The sequence below is a fragment of the Burkholderia sp. S-53 genome, from assembly GCF_025560745.1.
GTDB classification, from domain to species: Bacteria; Pseudomonadota; Gammaproteobacteria; order Burkholderiales; family Burkholderiaceae; genus Burkholderia; species Burkholderia pyrrocinia.
The window spans coordinates 580,441-599,038 of the sequence record NZ_CP090482.1 but is presented as its reverse complement, the minus strand read 5'-3'; the positions used below and the strand labels follow the sequence as shown (position 1 = coordinate 599,038).

The following is an 18,598-nucleotide window of genomic DNA, read 5'->3' as shown; positions in this document are numbered from 1 at the left end:
GCTGCTGACTATCCTCAACGCCATCGCGAAAACGGGAAAGCCGTGGAATGAGTCCATCCACACGGCTTGCCAGGTAAGACAGTTGCTCATCAGCGCACAAATGATTACCTTTTCAACGTGGCCGGCGGGATTGCATTGACGTTTGTGTCACGCATGTGTCACGTATGTGACAAGCGTGACCACCACCGCCCGCTTTATTGGGAGCATTGGTAACATGACGACCGTATCCGATGCTGCGACTGCACATCGCTGCCAGGGCACTCCGGTCGTCACCGTAGTCGACAACCGCGGCTTGACGGTGCGTACGGTGCAGTACAACCGTTCCTCCGGCGACGATCCGATCGACGAACTCGTCTCGCGCCAGACCTGGTCCGTGCGCGGCCACCTGGATTCCAGTATCGATCCCCGCCTGTTTGACGAGCAGCGCCTCGATCCGGCCGTACCGCCCAACTTCCGCTACGTTCGCTCGCTCTCCGGTCAGCCCCTCGCGGTCCACAGCCAGGACGCCGGCGCACGCGCCCTGCTCCACGACATCATGGGCGGCATCGCCTGGCAGCACAACAGCCGCGACCAGCAGTTGCGCCGCACCTACGATCAGTTGCACCGCGTAGTCTCGGTCACCGAGCAGGCCGGCCTCACCGCGCCGCGCGTCAGCGAACGCTTCGTGTATGGCGATGCCACCGCCTCGCCCGACGCCAACCTGCGCGGCAAGCTGCTGCAAGCGTGGTCGCCCGCCGGCCTTACGGTCACGCCCGCCTATGACCTCGCCAGCCAACCGCTGACCACCCGCCAGCAGTTCCTGCGCGACGACGTGCTTGACAGCGACTGGACCGATGACGATCCGGCTGCCTGGGCCGGCGACCTCGCCCCTGACACCTACACCAGCCGCTGGGCCTACAACGCGCTCGGCCAGGTGGTTGAGCGCACCGATGCGCGTGGCAACCGCCAGCGCCAGCGCTTTGACGTCGCCGGCCAGCTCGCCACGAGCGACCTGCAGTTGGCCGGCCAGTCCACCTGGCAGCCGCTGTTGCGCACCATCACCTACAGCGCCGCCGGCCAGGTGCTGCACGAAGCCGCCGGCAACGGCGTCGTCACCGATTACACCTACGAGCCGCAGACCCAGCGGCTGGCCGAGTTGCGCACTACCCGTCCCACTCAATCCGGCCGCTCGCCGGTCCTGCAGGCGCTGTCGTACCAGTACGACCCGATCGGCAACCTGCTCGCGATTGAGGACGCGGCCAAGGCCACCCGCTACACGCGCAATCAGCGCGTCGCGCCCGCGAGCCATTACACCTACGATGCGCTGTACCAGCTGACGCGTGCCACCGGACGGGAAAACGCCAACGCCGGCCGCCAGAGCCAGGCGCTGCCGCCGCCGATCGTGCCGCTCTTTCAGGAAATCGGCGAGCTCACCAACTACACGCGCACCTACGCCTACGATCGTGGTGCGAACCTCACCACCATGCGCCATCAGGGCGCCACGCCCTACACGCAGCAGATGGTGGTCGCCCGCACCTCGAACCACGCCGTGCCGCAGACCCATGGCCTCACGCCCGGCGACGTGAACGGCTATTTCGACGCCTGCGGCAACCTCAAGGAACTGGGCCCCGGCCAGCTGCTCGGCTGGGACAGCCGCAACCAGTTGCAGCGCACCACCCAGATCGTGCGCAGCGGCGATGACGACGACACCGAGATGTACTGGTACGATGGCGCCGGCCAGCGGGCAACCAAGCTGGCGACCACAAAGACCAGCGGCACCACCCGCACCGAGCGCGTGCGTTACCTGCCGGGGCTGGAGTTGCGTCAGACCGAGCAGACCTACGTCGACGGCGGGCAACCTTTCCTCGTCGAGTTCCTACAGGTGCTCACCCTCGGCGCCGCCGGCCGCCAGTCGGTACGCGTCTTGCACTGGGTGAGGGGCAAACCGCCCACCATCGAGAACGACCAGCAGCGTTACAGCCTCGATGACCAGATCGGTTCGTCGATGCTCGAGCTCGATGCGCAGGCGGATGTCCTGACCTGGGAAGAGTACTACCCGTATGGCGGCACCGCGGTGTGGTCCGCCCGCAGCGACTCCGAGGCCAAGTACAAGTACGTGCGCTACTCGGGCCAGGAGCGCGACGCCACCGGCCTGTACTACTACGGCCTGCGCTACTACGCGGCCTGGCTCGGCCGATGGATCAACCCCGACCCCGCCGGGCTCGTCGACGGGCTCAACCTCTTCTGCATGGTCGCGAACAATCCAATTTCAATGCTAGACGAGTACGGATTATTTACCGTGGACGACCTCGTAAACGAAGGCCATCCATTAGAAAACATCCACCTTGCCTATGAAACGACCGAATCATGGGAAGCTTACAAGAGTATATTAAGAGATTTATTTCCATCCATTCCGGAAAGCGAATTCTCCGAACTTGATTTCGATGCAAAAAATAGATTCTCCTTGTCGCCAGAAAAATCCCCAGAATTCACGAATATCAACGAGGATCTAAGCGACGCAAACCTTTCTCCATCAGCAACAAAAAATCCCGGCAACCCCGAGTACAACGCACACTCATCAACGAAGGAGCTCATAAGACTCGAGGCGCAAGGCGGAAAGCTCATATTCCGCGGCGACACCAGACCCCCGTGCGAAATATTCACTTCCGGATTTCAGGCGCGAGGAATGTCCGATAAACTCGCCGATTATGTCCAACAAAACATCGACAGCATCTTTGTCTCATTTACATCGGAAGAAAAAATAGCAAGGATATATGCCAATCAAATGGGGAGTGGCGGATGGGTGTATGTAACCGAAAACCCGCAAACCGGCATAGACGTAAATTCAGAGCTTAGAAAACATGGTTCATGGAATGGCCGAGGTTACCGATTCTATGAATACGCAAAGGAGATCGCAGTCCCTCGCGGGATTTCCTCCACCAACATCCGCGAAGCCTATCAAGTAGATCACTTCGGCAAATATACTGGGGAACGCCGAATTCGCGCAGCCACCTCTCAATAAGGACGTACAGGCGCGAGGACGCGGAGATGGGTAGGATTCCTTATGCAGCCAATGAGTAGAACTGCTCGGCTGGCGTCCGGTTCTTGCGATCGCCCTTCATTTGCCCTTTGGCGATCATGTGCATGACTTCGATGCCGCCGAGCAGGATGCGGGCACAGTGAAAATCCTTGAAGCCCATCATCGGCCGGGTTCGGCGCTTGATGGCGCGGTGATCCTGCTCGACGATGTTGTTCAGATATTTTCTCTGACGAATCTTGATCGGCTGTTCGCGGGTCGCGTTGAGGTCCTTGAGGGCCGCCAGATTGGCCCCACTTTTGTCGATCGTCACCGTTTCGGGCATACAGTTCTGAGCGATCGATTTTTCGAAATACCGACGGGCGGCGGCCTTGTCCCGGCGAGCCCGCAGCAGGAAATCGATAGTGTTGCCGTCCTTGTCGACGGCCCGGTAGAGATATTTCCACGCACCGTTGACCTTGATATACGTCTCGTCCATCCGCCAGCTTTTTCCGACCGGCCGCTTGCGCCGACGGAACGCCTGTTCCAGCACCGGCAGCACCTTGATGGCCCATCGATGCACCGTCGAATGGTCCACCGACACGCCCCGGTCGGCCATCATTTCCTCGAGGTGGCGCAGGCTCAGGGGGTACGCAACATACCAGCGCACGCACAGCAGGATCACGTCGAACGGGTAACGCAGTCGCCGGAACACCTGCTTCAGGATCTCATTCATGCCTTGTTGCATCGCTCATTTCGCCTCAACTCCGATCACACAAGCTTACCAGACCGCCTTACTGCGACAGAACCTCTGCTCGTCCGTTCATCGAACAAGTTGACAATACCCTTAGACATCCTTAAGTTGCGAGGATTGCGCGTCAATTTGGTCTGGTAAGCACTGTCATTATTCCATAGGAATGCTCCTGGCTAGATCCAACTATAAGCGGATGCTCAATATCTCTGAAATTCGGCTGAACAGCATATTGGAGCGTTAAGCGCCCACTGGCATTTATTTGGGTGTCGGATCCCGGAGGGGTGAAGCCGCTGTAGGATACGGAATATCGATAAAAAATATTCGCGGACCTGCCGCTTGTCTGAATGAGAAAATCGGATTCTCCTGTTCGGTGTGCAAGCTCGTATGTATCTCCTGTTGCTTGATAAAATTGCTCGAGTGCAAATTCTCGCATCCCTTGATGAGCTAGAGATTTGACAAATTTACGTGCCTCCTTGTCAGGAATCAGATTTTTCATTGTGCTTGACCAAATTTCAGCATCGTCCATTCCGAGGATTTCCCCGCCAGCCATGCTGATTCGGTAGGCCGACCCGAGAGGGTTCTGTCGCGATAAGGATGTCCAGACGCATAAACTCGGGAACGTATAGGATTCCTTATGCAGCCAAAGAGTAGAATTGCTCGGCGGCCGTCTGGCTCTTGTGAACTACCTTCATTTTCCCTTTGGCAATCATGTGCATCACTTCGATACCACCGAGCAGGATGCGAGCGCAGTGAAAATCTTTGAAGCCCATCATCGGCCGGGTTCGGCGCTTGATGGCGCGGTGATCCTGCTCGACGATATTGTTCAGATATTTTTGCTGACGAATCTTGATCGGCGGTTCACGGGTAGCGTTGATGTCCTTGAGCGCCGCCAGGTTCGCCCCGCTTTTGTCGATCGTCACGGTCTCGGGTGCACCGTTCTGCTCGATCGATTTTTCGAAATACCGACGGGCGGCGGCCTTGTCCCGGCGAGCCCGCAGCAGGAAATCGATAGTGTTGCCGTCCTTGTCGACGGCCCGGTAGAGATATTTCCACGCACCGTTGACCTTGATATACGTCTCGTGTCACGGATCGGCGTAAAGGAGCCGGGGATGATCGGCGTAATGGCGCCAGTAGAACTGGGGTAAAGCGCGGGTTCGAACGGTTTCAAGGTTGCGGTTTTTTACCGTTTTTGGCAACTGTATTTTGGGGCAGATCAGGCATGGGTTTCGGTGCGCGTCGGCTGTCGCCTTCAAGCACGAGCCGGTAGGCGCCGTGGCGTAACCGATCCAGAGTTGCTGTGCCGAGGATGCGGTTGTCGGGGAACGCGGCGCCCCATTCATCGAAGTGCAGATTCGATGTGAGGATCGTCGCCGCGCGCTCGTAGCGGGCATCCACGAGATCGTGGAAGTCCTCATCCTGCGGGGTATGCAGAGGTTTAAGCGCGAAGTCGTCAACGATCAGCAGCGGTACCTTGGCGAACTGCTGGAACCGGCGTTCGTAGGTACCGGTCGCGCGCGCGGCGTTCAGCCGCTTGAACAGCTCGGTCTGCGAGATGAACAGCACGTCGCGCCCCTGTCGGGCCGCGCAATGTCCCAGCGCTTGCGCCAGATGGCTCTTGCCCGTGCCTGTCTGCCCGGCGATCAGGATCGAGACCTTCTCGTCGAGATAGCGGCCGGCCGCGAGATCGTAGACGTAGGCGCGGTTCAAGGCGGGCAGCAGGTCGAAGTCGAAGGACTCGAGCGTCTTGCCGATGGCGAAGCCGGCACGCGAGAGGCGGATGGCGAGCTTGCGGTTCTCGCGGCGGGCAACCTCGTCGTGCAGCAGCATCGCGAGGAACTCGGTGTAGGCAAGTTGTCCGTCGATGGCCTCGCGGTTGCGCTGTTCGAGCGAGTCGAGGATGCCGGACAGGCGAAGCTGCTTGAGGATGGAATTCAGTTCGGGACTCGGATTCATGGATTCAGTGGATCAGCAGGGATTGAAGGTCACGGCCGAAGCGGCCGCCGTCCTGGTAGGTACCGCCCGGCATCGCGGTAGCGCGCGTGGTGGCCTGGCCTTCCAGGCCCTTGTCGAGGATGCCCTTGACGGTGCGATACTTCGGGCTGCTGAAGGCGAGCGCGCGCTCGCAGGCCGCTTCCAGCCGGGCGTCGCCGACCTGCTCGCGCAGCCGGATGAGGCCCTGCGCGCCGCGCAGGTTCACGAGCACCGTGTCGTTGAACAACGCGAGGATCACGCCGTGGCACGACGGCCCGATCTCCTTCGCCCGGGCCAGACACCACTGCGGATCGTGTTCGAGCCAGGCCTGAGCTTCGGGCGGCTGATGGTCCCGGACCGTATGGCGACCACCGGCCCGTTGCCGCGGGTGGGTCGCGACGAGCTGATGCTGGTGGTACAACTGGATGACCGTGTCGGTCGCCTTCAGCCAGAGGGGCTTGCCGACCAGTGCATACGGTGCCGAGTACAGCGCGTTGCGGTAGACGATGTGGCCGTCGCGGTGGACGCTGACTTCCTTCCAGACGGAGATCACCGGCGCCACGTCCGGCAACGCCGCGAGCAGCGGCTTCTCGATCGCGAAGCGCGCGAGCGGTTGCTCGTGGGTCGTGCCGTGCGTGCGTGTGCCGGCTTCCTGCAGGACCCACTCGCGAAGCTGCCGATTCGCATCGGCCAGATCCCGGAACTCGCGCAGCGGCACGAAGGACTTCTTGACGTATTTGACGCCCGACTCGACGACGCCTTTCTTCTGGGGATCGCGTGGCGGACAGGCGTCGATCTTGAAGCCGTAGGCCTCGGCAAGCGCCGCGTAGGAGCGTTGTACGGCCGGATCGTACCGGCAGGCTCGGATGATCGCGCACTTCGCGTTGTCGATGATGATCCGGCTAGGCCGGCCGCCGAACCATTCGAAGGCGCGCCGGTGGCAAGCCAGCCACGTCTCGACGGTTTGATCCAGCACGATCTCGGCGTACTGGTGACGCGACCAGCACAACGTCATCACGAAGATCCACGTCCGAACCTCAATGCTCTCGACGCTCAGCACGGGACCGGCGCCGAAGTCGACCTGCACCGCGTCGGCCGGCGCGAACTCGAGGATCGTCGTGGCAGCCACGCCGCGCTCGGCGGCAAGATGCCCAACCATACGGCGAACTGCCGAGTAGCTACCGGTGTAGCCGTGGTTGCGGCGAAGTGCGGCGTGGATCGTGGTGCCCTGAACGCCAGCCGCGAGCCAGTTGCGAATCTGCTCGCGAAACGGCTCCACAGTCGACACACAGGTACTCGGCAGATGCGGCGTGCGGCCGAAGACCCCTGCAATAACCGTATCGTCCGGCAACGGTTGCGTGGGATCGAGCCAACCCCGCGTCTGTGCTTCGCGGCGTACGCTCGTGAGCTTCTTGCGTCCCATCAGTCCGCCGCGCGCGATGTCGCGGTCGGAGTCGCCCTGCCGCATACGGACAAGGACTTGGCGATACTCAAACAATTCGAACCTCCGATTGGCCATGGACGCTCCGTTCAAAAAGAACAGAGCGTACCGACTAGGAAAGTTCGAACCGCGCCTTTGCCCCGGCGCTGCTGGCGTCTTTACGCCGATCCTGGACTGGCGCCTATGCGCCGATCATCAGGTGGCGCCTATATGCCGATCACGGATTGGCTCCATAACGGCGATCCGTGACAGTCACGTCCATCCGCCAGCTTTTTCCGACCGGCCGCTTGCGCCGACGGAACGCCTGTTCCAGCACCGGCAGCACCTTGATGGCCCATCGATGCACCGTCGAATGGTCCACCGACACGCCCCGTTCGGCCATCATTTCCTCGAGGTGGCGCAGGCTCAGGGGGTACGCAACATACCCGCGCACGCACAGCAGGATCACGTCGAACGGGTAATGCAGTCGCTGGAACACCTGCTTCAGGATCGCATTCATGCCTTGCTGCATCGCTCACTTCGCCTCAATTCCGATCACGCAAGCTTACCAGACCGACTTACTGCGACAGAACCGCCTTGTCCGCCTCACGCAGGATCGTCACCATCTGCTCGTCGGTAAACCGGCTCTTCTTCATGACTTCCTTTCTCCGTTGGAAGCCATTCTCTCAAGTTTCAACTGGTCCGAATATCACCGGGCAGGTCAGTGTTCTCGTCCGATGTGCTTGGGTCCGCCTGGCTGTGCAAGCATCTTCCGGACTACGGAAACGCAGAACGAAGCGGTAATGCGCTCCCCAATGGACGGCGGGACGGGACCGCAACGGAAAAGGACTACGCCGTTCCCGAAGGCCTGTCGAACCAAATGTCGTTGCTGTAGATGGCCGAGGAGTGCTCGGGTCTGAGCCGAAAAAACCAGCCCGACTTCACCGGCCAAGCGACAGGGTTGCCTGACGTGCCTACTCGAGCTCAGCAGACTCTCGTTGCTCTGCCCGTTTCTCGATCGCTTCGATCTCACCAAAGAAATCTCGTTGACCGGGAAGCGCTGCCGGTCGGGGGCGAGCAACCCGTGGCCGCGTATGCCCAGCTCGCTTCAATGTGCGCGCGATCGCTTTCAATTGGGTCCACAGGCGGTCTGCTTCCTCGACTGAAAGTACGTCCGCTGCCGCCTCGAGTGCGGCGATAATCACCGCGAATTGCTCGGGAGCGCCCGCTAATACCGGTAGAGCTCGCGCGCGGGCCTCCTCGTCTCTACTACTGCTCGCGTCGAGCCCATCCGATAGCGTCGCAGAGCTCCGCGGTCAACAACCTGCACTACGGTACTGCTCGGGCGCTTACTCATCGGCCGGGTTCGGCGCTTGATGCTCGGTGATCCTGCTCGACGATATTGTTCAGATATTTTTGCTGACGAATCTTGATCGGCTGTTCACGGGTGGCGTTGATGTCCTTGAGCGCCGCCAGGTTCGCCCCGCTTTTGTCGATCGTCACGGTCTCGGGTGCACCGTTCTGCTCGATCGATCTTTCGAAATACCGACGGGCAGCCTTGTCCCGGCGAGCCCGCAGCAGGAAATCGATGGTGTTGCCCGCCTTGTCGACGGCCCGGTAGAGATATTTCCACGCACCGTTGACCTTGATATACGTCTCGTCCATCCTCCAGCTTTTTCCGACCGGCCGCTTGCGCCGACGGAACGCCTGTTCCAGCACCGGCAGCAACTTGATGGCCCATCGATGTACCGTCGAATGGTCCACCGACACGCCCCGTTCGGCCATCATCTCCTCGAGGTGGCGCAGGCTCAGGGGGTACGCAACATACCCGCGCACGCACAGCAGGATCACGTCGAACGGGTAATGCAGTCGCTGGAACACCCGCTTCAGGATCGCATTCATGCCTTGCTGCATCGCTCACTTCGCCTACATTTCGATCACGCACGCTTACCAGACCGTCTTACTGCGACAGAGCCAATGAAGGCAGTTCGCAAGAACCAGACGGCCGCCGAGCAATTCTACGCGCTGGCTGCATAAGGATTCCTATACATTCTAGAATCGATGCGCCTTGACTTCCTTATCGCGACAGAACCCGAAAGCTTGGCAAACCGGGGGCGCCCATGCACGACAATACCGCCAAAAAGATTACCAGATTGTCGATACAGATTTGGTTGGCAACATACCTCGTGTTCTCATAAATTCCGGAATGCTTCTGATGGAAACGCCTCTATATAGCGACGGCCTTAAAACCACCTCAATTTCCTCCATTACCAAGGGTCTCCCAAATCCACCGCCTCCAAGCGCGCCCCAATTCATATTTACTCCAGTCATAGCAGAACGATAGTTATGTACATAAACTCCGAAAACCTTCGCAACCCCTTCACTATAGTAGGCCGCCGAATCGGCAAAATCCTGAGCCATATTCCGCATTGGTGACAAATAGAACCCTGGCCCTCTTTCAGTCCCTGAGGCCGTGCCCATAGGTCCCAAACGTAATCCTGCCTTTAAGGATTGAGCATTCGAGGCAGTCGAGCCATGATAGCCAGCAAACACTAAACTATCTGAGTCCGAGCTGCGGCGAGCCGAAGTAGACAAGAATCTACCAAGTACTCGCGTCGGGCTTCCTCTGGAAGACCTCGCGGAAGAAACGGAGGTCATTGAAGTGGATCGGGAAAGGAGGGAGGTCATTGAAGGGGATCGGGATGAGGTCATCGCAATCCTGGCAGCGCTGCCGACACCTGCACGAGACGCCCCCATCATGGGCCCCGCGGCGGCGCCGACCATACTTCCCACAAAGAACTGGGCTAAGCCAATGCCTTCGCTCGTGTGCGTCAAGGTCCTCGAAAGTTTCGGATGGCTTTCGGATGTCGACCATGCCGCGATATCAAGGGATTCTCGCACTGCGTACGGCGCGGCGATCGCAGCGAGTGGTGTAGCCATTGCCGCGTAGACAATCGAAGAGTAAAGGTAGTGATACCATTGCCATTCCGCCCCAGCTGCTGGAGCCGCCCCGGACGGATCGGAATTATTGACCGGATCGAGATTGCAGTACTGGTAGCGGTTGATGCCGGCCTCGCCAAACGGGCTCAACCCGTCTGGGGAATGGAAGGCGCGCAGCAACGGGTTATAGAACCGGTAGCCGTTGCCCAGCACATAGCAGCCGGTGACCGGATCCCGCAGGTAGCCATTAAAGCCGATCGGCGCGTCGAGCAGGCTGGTCTTGGCCGCTGCCGACACGGGGTCAGCCAACGGCGGGTCGACCTCTGCGCCTGCAGGTAGCACGGCTCTCTGGGATTCGTTCGCTATCGCACCGGACGGCGCAATATCTCTACTCGGGAGCGCCGCAACAACATACCGGGCGCCATAGTCCGAATATTCGTAACGAGCGCCGGCCAGAGGCACGCTGGGCTCGCCGGCCACATATCGATAGACGGCGCGCACTGTCCCCGACTCCTCGGTGCAGAACAACTCGAGTTCTTCGCTGAGTTCTCCGCGGTTGTCGCGCTTCAACAGGAACCGGCCCAACAGGATGCCGTTGACTTGGAGGTAAAGGGTCTGGACGACGTCATCCGCCGCCGGGTCGCCCAATTCGCCGAGGAGCGCGCCCTGATCGTAGATCCGCGTGACCGTACCCTCGCCACGGTTGTTAACGGAAGACGGTACCGTCTGAATCAGTTGACCCAACCCATCGTAACGGTACGCATAATAACGTAATGGCTGCGGAGGAGGGAACACCTCGCTGATCACTAGTCCAGTCAGCTGGTTCAGCGGACTGTATCGGCACAGATCGAAGGCATACATCTCGCTCGTGCTTTCCGCGAGTGAGGATGGGGCTTGGGTATACCCCGTGCTGCTCGAAACGTTCCCGCTTCCATCATAAATCGGCTTACGAGAAAGATAATTATCTGTGGGGTTGCCAGCTCCTTTATGGTAAGCGTCGACAATCTGGTCGTTTATGTATTTGTATTCACACGACCGCACAACGTGACCATTGGCATTCTTGAATTCCACATCCTTGAAGCGATAAAATCCAATCATTTCATAGTCACTGAAAGCATATTCATGATCGGCGCCCGTTTCCCCCGTATGGCTAGCTCCAATCAGTTGCTGATATTGCGATTCATAAGTGTAGGATAGTTCTTCATCCCCCCCTCCCTCGACCGGCACCCCCCATTTGCTTGCAGCGCTGTATATCTGCGATGTAAACCTTATCTTGTTTGAGAAGCTCGCGACAGACGTGCGCCCATTCGGGCCATAAATGAAGAATTCTCTCGATTTCTCGTTTCCATATTGATCATATGTGAAGTCAACATCCATGAGCATTGCCCCGGCTGGACTATACGAGACCGTAATACGCTCCACCTCGCCAGCCCCAGGTTTTTTCGGATCCTGCATATAAGACACAACAACATAAAATCCCCGACCAGATCCTGGGTCGGCATTACAATCAAATATTCGACGCTCCATTCTCCCGCACATGGGGTCAAAGAAACTTTCCACATTATAACCCGTATAACCTGGAGAAAAACGATCGCGTTGCACGCTTGCCCTCTCCTGGAAGCTGGAGAATTTTGAATATTCATATTTTATCGTCGCAGCACATCCCTCACTCGCATCCTTATATGTTGCGTCGAATTCCGTTTCGACGCCGTAAGCATTATATTGCCAGTTGTACCCGGTAGACTGATCCTGAGCGCCGCTGGCATCATACGCCTCCGCGTTACAGGCACTCATTTGCTTGGTGCTAGGGTTGTACGAATACGTGCGCGCCGTGGGGCCGGCTTCGGCATTCGTCCCGCGCGTATAATCCGTCCCCAGCAACATCTGGGTGAGGTGCTGATATTCGTAATCGATGACCCCAATATTGCAGGTCACGGATTCGGGCTGCGGATTCTCGTTGTCGGGATACCGCAACGTCTTGGTTATCGGTTGAGGTTTATTAGACCGGTCAAGCCCCGGCTCGGTCTGCTGGATGATGCGACCGAACCCGTCAAATTCACGGCTCGCGTCCATGACGCTGACGCCGTTCGCGCTCGCCTGGATCCGCGACAGCTCGTTCATGATCGGAATCTGCGCGCTATACGTGTACGTGGTCACGTCGGTGCCACAGGTCTGTCGGGTCACCCGGTCAAACTGATCGTACTCGAACGAGACCGGAACCGCATAGGCATCGGGCTGTGTCGTCTTCACGAGCCGACCGAAACCGTCATATTCGTTCAGCTGCGTGGCCGAGGTTGTCTTTGAGTCCGGCTTGGACTCGTCCTCCAGATAGGTCACACTGGTCCGACTGACAGCACCATAGTCGTTGTATTCCGTCTTGTAATCCACCGTCTGGCCACCCTTGCGGATCTGCTGATAGGGCGGCGTCGCCGCCAGGTTGTTCTCGACCACATCTGCGGTACCATCCGCATATTGCGTGCGGACCAGGCCGAACAGCCGGTATGCAAAGAGGGTGCGGTTTTGTATTGGTTGATCTTTGAGGGCGCCGACATAATCGATCGCCAGACTTTCCGCGACCACCGGCGCCGGCCCCTCCCGGTTGTACCGCGTCACCTGCGAGATTTCGTTGTATTGGTTGCTGTCGGCATGGCCCACGTAGATCAACAGGCCATCGCGATCCAGATATTGATATTCCTTGCGGCCATTGGGATAGGTCACCTCGGACCGGTTGGCCCACACGCCGAGGTCGACGGCCGGTGTCGACGCATCATCCGCAAAAACCGGAGCCCAATACTTGAAATCGTAGGTTTCGATTTCCTGATACGGCGTATCCGCATAGGCGGTCTTCTTGATCAGCCAGTTCCGGCCATTATATTCATAGCGGGTGATCGCGCCGGTTGGCGCGCGCTCCTCCAGCACCCGCCCCAATGACGGATTGAAGCGAACCGTGCCGCCAAGCGCGGCTTGGACCGGATCGTTTCCTTTTTGTGCCATCGAGCGTTGCTCGCAGGTGACCCGCAACCCACCGTCGGCCTGGGAAGTCACCGACCAAGCAGAAATGCTGGTATTGGTCAAGGTAACGCTGTCCGCCCCCGAGCCGAGCGTCGAGGTGACCGAACTCTGTGACTGCACACCATTCAGAATGAGCATGGGATCCATCGGGTTTGATGGAGGGTTTGATGGAGCGGTTGATAGATACTGATACTGCCCCATCACCACGCCATTGGCCTTGCTCTCCTTCTCCAGGACCATATAGGGGGATACAGGGTTTCCCGTTATCGAATCCGTGTACGGAATGCCATTGATTCGCGTATAGGTCGATTCGGTCGTCTGCTTCGGCGGTTGAATCGCGGATGCCGCATTGGGGAATGTCTCCACTTGCCTCACAAATCGCACAAACAGGGGACTGGGCGGGCACCCGACCGCCTCGGTGGAGTCGATGGGGTAGTAGGCGAATATCTGCTGGATACCCGACGACTGAGTCAACTCCAGCGGATTCCCATACTGATCGAAGCTGCGTTGGTCGAGCACCGTGCGTTCATTCTTCTTGGTGCCGTCTGTGGCGTACTCGAGGTACGTGGTCGTCATCCTCTCCCACAACGCAAACTCGGCGGGCTGGCTGGAGATGTCGCCCGCCTTGAGCGGGTACGTGTAGCTGACCTCGATGGCGTAGCAGCTACCGTCCGCTTGTTTCTTTTCCACCGTCGTTTGCTTGACCGGTAAATGGAACCGGTTGTAGGTGGTTTCAATGGTTCGGTCCAGATAGCTGGCCTTGGACGAGTATGTGTATGCGCCATTCGTGATCAGGATGCAGTTATCCTGATCCGGCAGCGGCGCGCTGCGCCCGGGATAGTAGCCGGTACAGTTGCTGTCCGGAGAATATGTATACGTGATCGTACGCGGATCCGCTTCCTGGGTCCCTTTCTGGTTGCCCTCTTCCAGCGTCGTGACGACCGGATACGTCACCGAGACCGGCGGCGTCGCACTCGGGTCGTCATAGTATTTCGCTGTACCCCATGCCTTGACGCGCAGGTACTCGCCCGTTGGCGCGACGATCTTTTCCAGCACCATCCCGCGATTCGACTCGCTGCCGAAGTCACGATAGGCAAACTCGATCCAGCGATCCGGATCGTTGGGCAAGCTGATCTTTTCGACGTAGGCGTTCAGGTATTGATTGTCCGCGGGACTCCACTGCGTATGACGCAGCACACACTGCGTCGCCATACTCTGGCCGTCCAGCGTTTGCACGACATCGATCGTGCTGCGCCCCTCCTTGACCGTCCCGCTGATGTCGGCGACATCGCCATGGGTGATGTTCAGGGCGCTGGACGATGCGTTGTTGCTTTTCACCGACTTGAGCCGGTACCGGTTCTGCGCCGGGCTCTGTTCAATCTCGAAGTCCAGCCAGAACCCGGACGGCATGCACCGCCGGAGAATGACCCCATCAGCATTGTAATATTCAACGGCCCCGCTCTTATAGGTCACTTGAAACCCGGATCGCCCTGCCCCGCTCACACGCTGAATCTTCATGTCGTTGAGCCGGTGATACTGCAGGGTCGGCTCATTGCCGGCCAGATTCATGAGCGTGTCGACGGTCCCGTCCGACAAATGCATCTTGCCGCTGCCCCATGGATTGATCAGCGGAACGTTGAATCCGAATGCCTCCCTCGCCAGCGTCGGGGACTGCGCGTCACTGGCGGACAAGCGGTAGTAGTTGGTCGCCCCCAGATAGACCACATAGGCAAAACCGACCGGCGCCTGAATCCCGTAGGACAGTTGCCCCAGCACCATCGACGCCTGCAGCAGGCCGGTACGCGGATTCAGGTCATATACGACAGCCCCGTCATGCCGGCCGCTTGCGTGAAGATCTGCGACGGGCTGTCGGCCAGCTGTTCCAGTGGTCTTGAACCTGCGTCCCTGGCGCTCTTCGCGCCGTGCTTGCCCGTCTTCTCATTCATTTCAATGCTCCTCGAGGTCGAGACTTCCGTGCACGGGTCAGTCCGCCTTCACGCTACCGATCCCGGCGCGGCCGCGCACACCGGTCCGGGTGAAGCGGCAGAACCGCGTCGTCACGCGCTTGCCCTGCGCGGCTAGCGCTTCAATGGTTGGAAGATGCCAGTGCGATTGGGTCATTCCCAATCCAACGTCGCTCTAAATTCTATGCACCCGGTAATGTGAATTAAGGTGAAGTTGAGTGAAATTTCTTGACCGCCTATTTTGGAATTGCGATTCGCGCATTCCCGGCCTATCTTTCCTAACCACACGCTCCTCTCGCACTGGATCTTAAAATTTGCATCCGCTCCCATTTCAATAGGCTCGGCCAACACGATACGTCGACGGCGAGACGGGAAGATAACCCGCTGAAAGTGAGGTCAGGGTAATTGCAAGGTTAAAACGTATTGGCGCGTACCCAGGAGGCAATCCCGAGCACCCCCTGCCCGGACCAAGCGTGGCGCATGGATCGGCCGACACTCAGGAAGGCGTGGTCTTGAATGGACGGGGCAGTCACGCCAAAGTTTAGGACTGCGATCCTGAACAGTGTATGTGTTCGGTTCGCTTGTTCTGCGCTGAGTTCATGCACATGCATCGTGCGCCATTTCCGCGTTGACGATTCATCTGGCAGTGAAACGATGCGCTTGCGGACTCCACCAATACTCAGTGGAAAAGTCGTGCGGCTGAGACTTTTGCAGGATGAGCGGGACGACCGCGGTCGATGCCAGCTGTCCCGAATACGGGGCTGGCGGTGCAATAGCCTACGTTATCAACAAACTCGCGAGGTGATTTCATGAGCGGTGATTCGGCAATTCACGGACTGTCATCTTACGATCAACACGTCATCGATGATGTGATCGGTCTCGGGTACAGGAGCATCTTCGACATCGCGGCCGAAGCTCGAGGCGCATTTGTTACGAAGCTGTCGTCCCTGAACGGGGCGGACGCCAAGTCAATACACACACTTGCCACATCCCGTGTGCGCGCCCTCACCCAGTTGTATCACGCAATTCAGGTCCGCAATGCCCCGATCCTGAAAGGCATCCGCAGTCTGCAGACGAGTGCTCTGCCCGAAACCCTATCGGAGGCACTGCAGCGAGCCATCAACGGCGCGCCTGATTTCAGCGAGCTATTTCCCCCTCGATCAACCCTCTATGCCGAGGCATTCTCCATTCAGTCCCTATTCTCTCCGGGACGATATGCCACCGAGCTGTACAAGATCTCCAAAAATCTTCATAAATCAAGCAGTCCACTAAATATCGACAAACGCAGGCCCGATATCCGGTTGACCGTGCTCAATGAGCGGTCGCTTACCCACGCGATTCCGGAGCTTGAAGTATTGAATGGCATCCTCATAAAAGGACTGGAATTAAATAACGTCACACTGAATAAGGTGAGTTATCCATGGAATCTACCATACAATGACGACTTGCAAACCATTCGATGCGTATTTTCGGCAATCGGGCTGCCCATGCAGCGGGTATGGGCCGACCTGGCCGATTATCAGTGGAATATGTTTAACCCAATTGCATACCAAGACACGGACAGCCCCCCCGACCCATCCCCAAATGACTCGACCCCATCACCATATGCCAGGGAGCAGCTTGAGCTGATGCCGGGCGCATACAAGCTCCTCGTTTCTGAACCGGCCACGGAAGACATGATTTTGGACCGGTACCACGTGAAGAGGATTGACGATCTGCATCCAGCCTTAATGTTTTCCAATCGAACCGATTTGACATTCAATCAAATCATTGACATGACTTCGCAGCTCAACCTCGAGAAAGACAACTTCACAAAGAGACTCAGTCGGTACTATTTCTATCAAAAACTCACGGCGGCCGAATTGACCGAGTACGGGCTGAGATATCAATCGCAGGGAAATCTAGATGGTTTGCTGTTTGTTACACCAGACGTAAATGACGAATCTATTTACATGATGAGTCTTAATAACCCGTTGGCAGTAGACCAGCTTGACCGCGTCGAGCGATTTATCAGGTTGCAACGCCAAGCGGCTGTCGAATATAGCCAGCTTGATTGGTTGATTTCATCAGCAAACCGAGCGCTGTCCAGACCAACGAGTGACTATCGGGTCGACACCCCCGTTCTCAACGCGATCGCCGAGTTTTGCAGACTCAAAGCGTCCCGCGGGGTGTCAGTCGATATGTTTGCCTGTTTTATCGGGACGATGAATTGTTACGCCCGAAAGTACGAAACCAGCATGTTCGAGTCGGTTTTCGTCTCACCGGCCGCCCGGGCCGCGCCACCGTTGAACGATTCGTTTTCAACCGTAGATTTTCACCCGACAACTTCGGACAAAAATGCGGCGCTGATTGCCGGCGGGCTCGGAGTCTCACAGAACGAGCTATACACCATGGCGCAGCTCGCATTCGACGATTCCAGCAAGGTAACCATGGGGCCACTAGATTACGCGAAGCTGTATCGACAGGCATTCATTCCGAGAATGCTTGGCATCACGTTCCCGGTCGCCAGAACGCTTTGGCAGTTGCTCGATCCCGATCAGGATCTTGCAAAGTTGATTGCTCGCACGCAAACCCTTGAAACGCTGTCCATTATCCGGCAAACAGAAGCGGTCCTGGCATGGATGACGGCCAATCAAATGGATATGGTTTCGGCAGTGTCAATGGTGGCCAACGTCTATAGTAGCGAACCGACACCGGACATATTCAACTTCCTAAGCAATATCTACTCGACAATGGGCAACGATTCGACGGCCATCAGTTATCGCGCAGGCAAACCGATGGGCGATTCGGTGCGCGATATGCTATACAGAATCATTGGTGGATCGTTTAACTTGACGCCTAGTGTCATGTCACTGTTGATTATTTGGCAGGACATGTATTTTGATGACGGCACGTATGGTCTGGACGACTTCTGGGCGGAAATCAATCGAGTCTTTTCTTCCGGGGCGCCTTCGGCACCGGAGACACTCAATGCCCCCAATCTGGTGCGCTACAGCAATGCGTTGGCTCAGCATGCGATGATCAGCAGATGGGCAGGCCTGACTGAACAGGATCTGTTGCTGTTCATTCAAACGCCTGAACGGTTTTTTGATAGCAAGGATGGAAAACTGGAGAAAGCGCCACCGCCGTCGTTTCCGGTCCTGCTGATGCTGCGGCGATTGACCGCGTGGCAAAAACGCGTGAAAACCACCGAAGCGGAGGCCTTCACCTATTTCAGCGTCGCAAACCAGCAGGGGCGGACCGATGTCGAGGCGCTTACCTTGCTGGCGGCAATCCAAGGTTGGAAATTGGAGACCACGCTCCAAATGAACGAGGAGCTTGTCAACGCGAAGATATATCACGATTTCCCTCGCACATTCCAGCAACTGAACCGGCTGGATACCTGGATGACAATGGACCAGCAACTTCAGTGCGGCAGTCGCTGCATCTCCCAGCTCCACCAGATGTCCTTGAACAACGAAGACGAAGACGAAGCGGCCCTGCTCAAGTCGGTTGCCGACGCGCTGCTGGCCAGCACCCAAAGTCCACTCCAGCTCGCATGA

9 protein-coding genes and 3 pseudogenes are annotated in these 18,598 nt (G+C 57.9%); 2 read left to right on the top strand and 10 right to left on the bottom strand.

Annotation, left to right across the window (positions count from 1 at the left end):
* Positions 1-175 precede the first annotated feature (175 nt).
* A complete protein-coding gene (locus tag LXM88_RS02395) occupies positions 176-3,001 on the top strand; it encodes an RHS repeat-associated core domain-containing protein (RefSeq protein ID WP_262531603.1) in 2,826 nt (941 codons plus the stop codon).
* Between the two features lie 40 nt (positions 3,002-3,041).
* On the opposite strand, the gene LXM88_RS02390 is transcribed toward LXM88_RS02395, so the two are convergent.
* From LXM88_RS02390 to LXM88_RS02345, 10 genes and pseudogenes are all read right to left on the bottom strand, one after another.
* Positions 3,042-3,731 carry an IS6 family transposase gene (locus LXM88_RS02390; RefSeq protein WP_412524095.1) on the bottom strand — a complete coding sequence of 230 codons (690 nt, stop codon included), beginning with the start codon at positions 3,729-3,731 and terminating at the stop codon, positions 3,042-3,044.
* A 142-nt stretch (positions 3,732-3,873) separates the two neighbouring features.
* A complete protein-coding gene (locus LXM88_RS02385) occupies positions 3,874-4,275 on the bottom strand; it encodes a hypothetical protein (protein ID WP_262531601.1) in 402 nt (133 codons plus the stop codon).
* A 106-nt stretch (positions 4,276-4,381) separates the two neighbouring features.
* Positions 4,382-4,828, bottom strand: a pseudogene (locus tag LXM88_RS02380) (IS6 family transposase); the annotation flags it as partial.
* A gap of 85 nt (positions 4,829-4,913) precedes the next feature.
* Complete coding sequence (gene istB / locus LXM88_RS02375) at positions 4,914-5,702, bottom strand: IS21-like element helper ATPase IstB (RefSeq protein ID WP_262531593.1); 789 nt, start codon at positions 5,700-5,702, stop codon at positions 4,914-4,916.
* A 4-nt stretch (positions 5,703-5,706) separates the two neighbouring features.
* A complete protein-coding gene (istA, locus tag LXM88_RS02370) occupies positions 5,707-7,218 on the bottom strand; it encodes an IS21 family transposase (protein WP_262531624.1) in 1,512 nt (503 codons plus the stop codon).
* A 193-nt stretch (positions 7,219-7,411) separates the two neighbouring features.
* Positions 7,412-7,660, bottom strand: a pseudogene (locus tag LXM88_RS02365) (IS6 family transposase); the annotation flags it as partial.
* An 834-nt stretch (positions 7,661-8,494) separates the two neighbouring features.
* A pseudogene (locus LXM88_RS02360) lies at positions 8,495-9,042 on the bottom strand (IS6 family transposase); the annotation flags it as partial.
* A 243-nt stretch (positions 9,043-9,285) separates the two neighbouring features.
* Complete coding sequence (locus tag LXM88_RS02355; RefSeq protein WP_262531600.1) at positions 9,286-14,871, bottom strand: RHS repeat-associated core domain-containing protein; 5,586 nt, start codon at positions 14,869-14,871, stop codon at positions 9,286-9,288.
* A gap of 29 nt (positions 14,872-14,900) precedes the next feature.
* Complete coding sequence (locus tag LXM88_RS02350; RefSeq protein ID WP_262531599.1) at positions 14,901-15,038, bottom strand: hypothetical protein; 138 nt, start codon at positions 15,036-15,038, stop codon at positions 14,901-14,903.
* Positions 15,039-15,075: 37 nt separating this feature from the next.
* Positions 15,076-15,213 carry a hypothetical protein gene (locus tag LXM88_RS02345; protein ID WP_262530373.1) on the bottom strand — a complete coding sequence of 46 codons (138 nt, stop codon included), beginning with the start codon at positions 15,211-15,213 and terminating at the stop codon, positions 15,076-15,078.
* A 652-nt stretch (positions 15,214-15,865) separates the two neighbouring features.
* On the opposite strand from LXM88_RS02345, the gene LXM88_RS02340 reads away from it, so the two are divergent.
* Positions 15,866-18,598: a Tc toxin subunit A gene (locus LXM88_RS02340; protein ID WP_262531598.1), complete on the top strand. Its 2,733-nt coding sequence runs from the start codon at positions 15,866-15,868 to the stop codon at positions 18,596-18,598.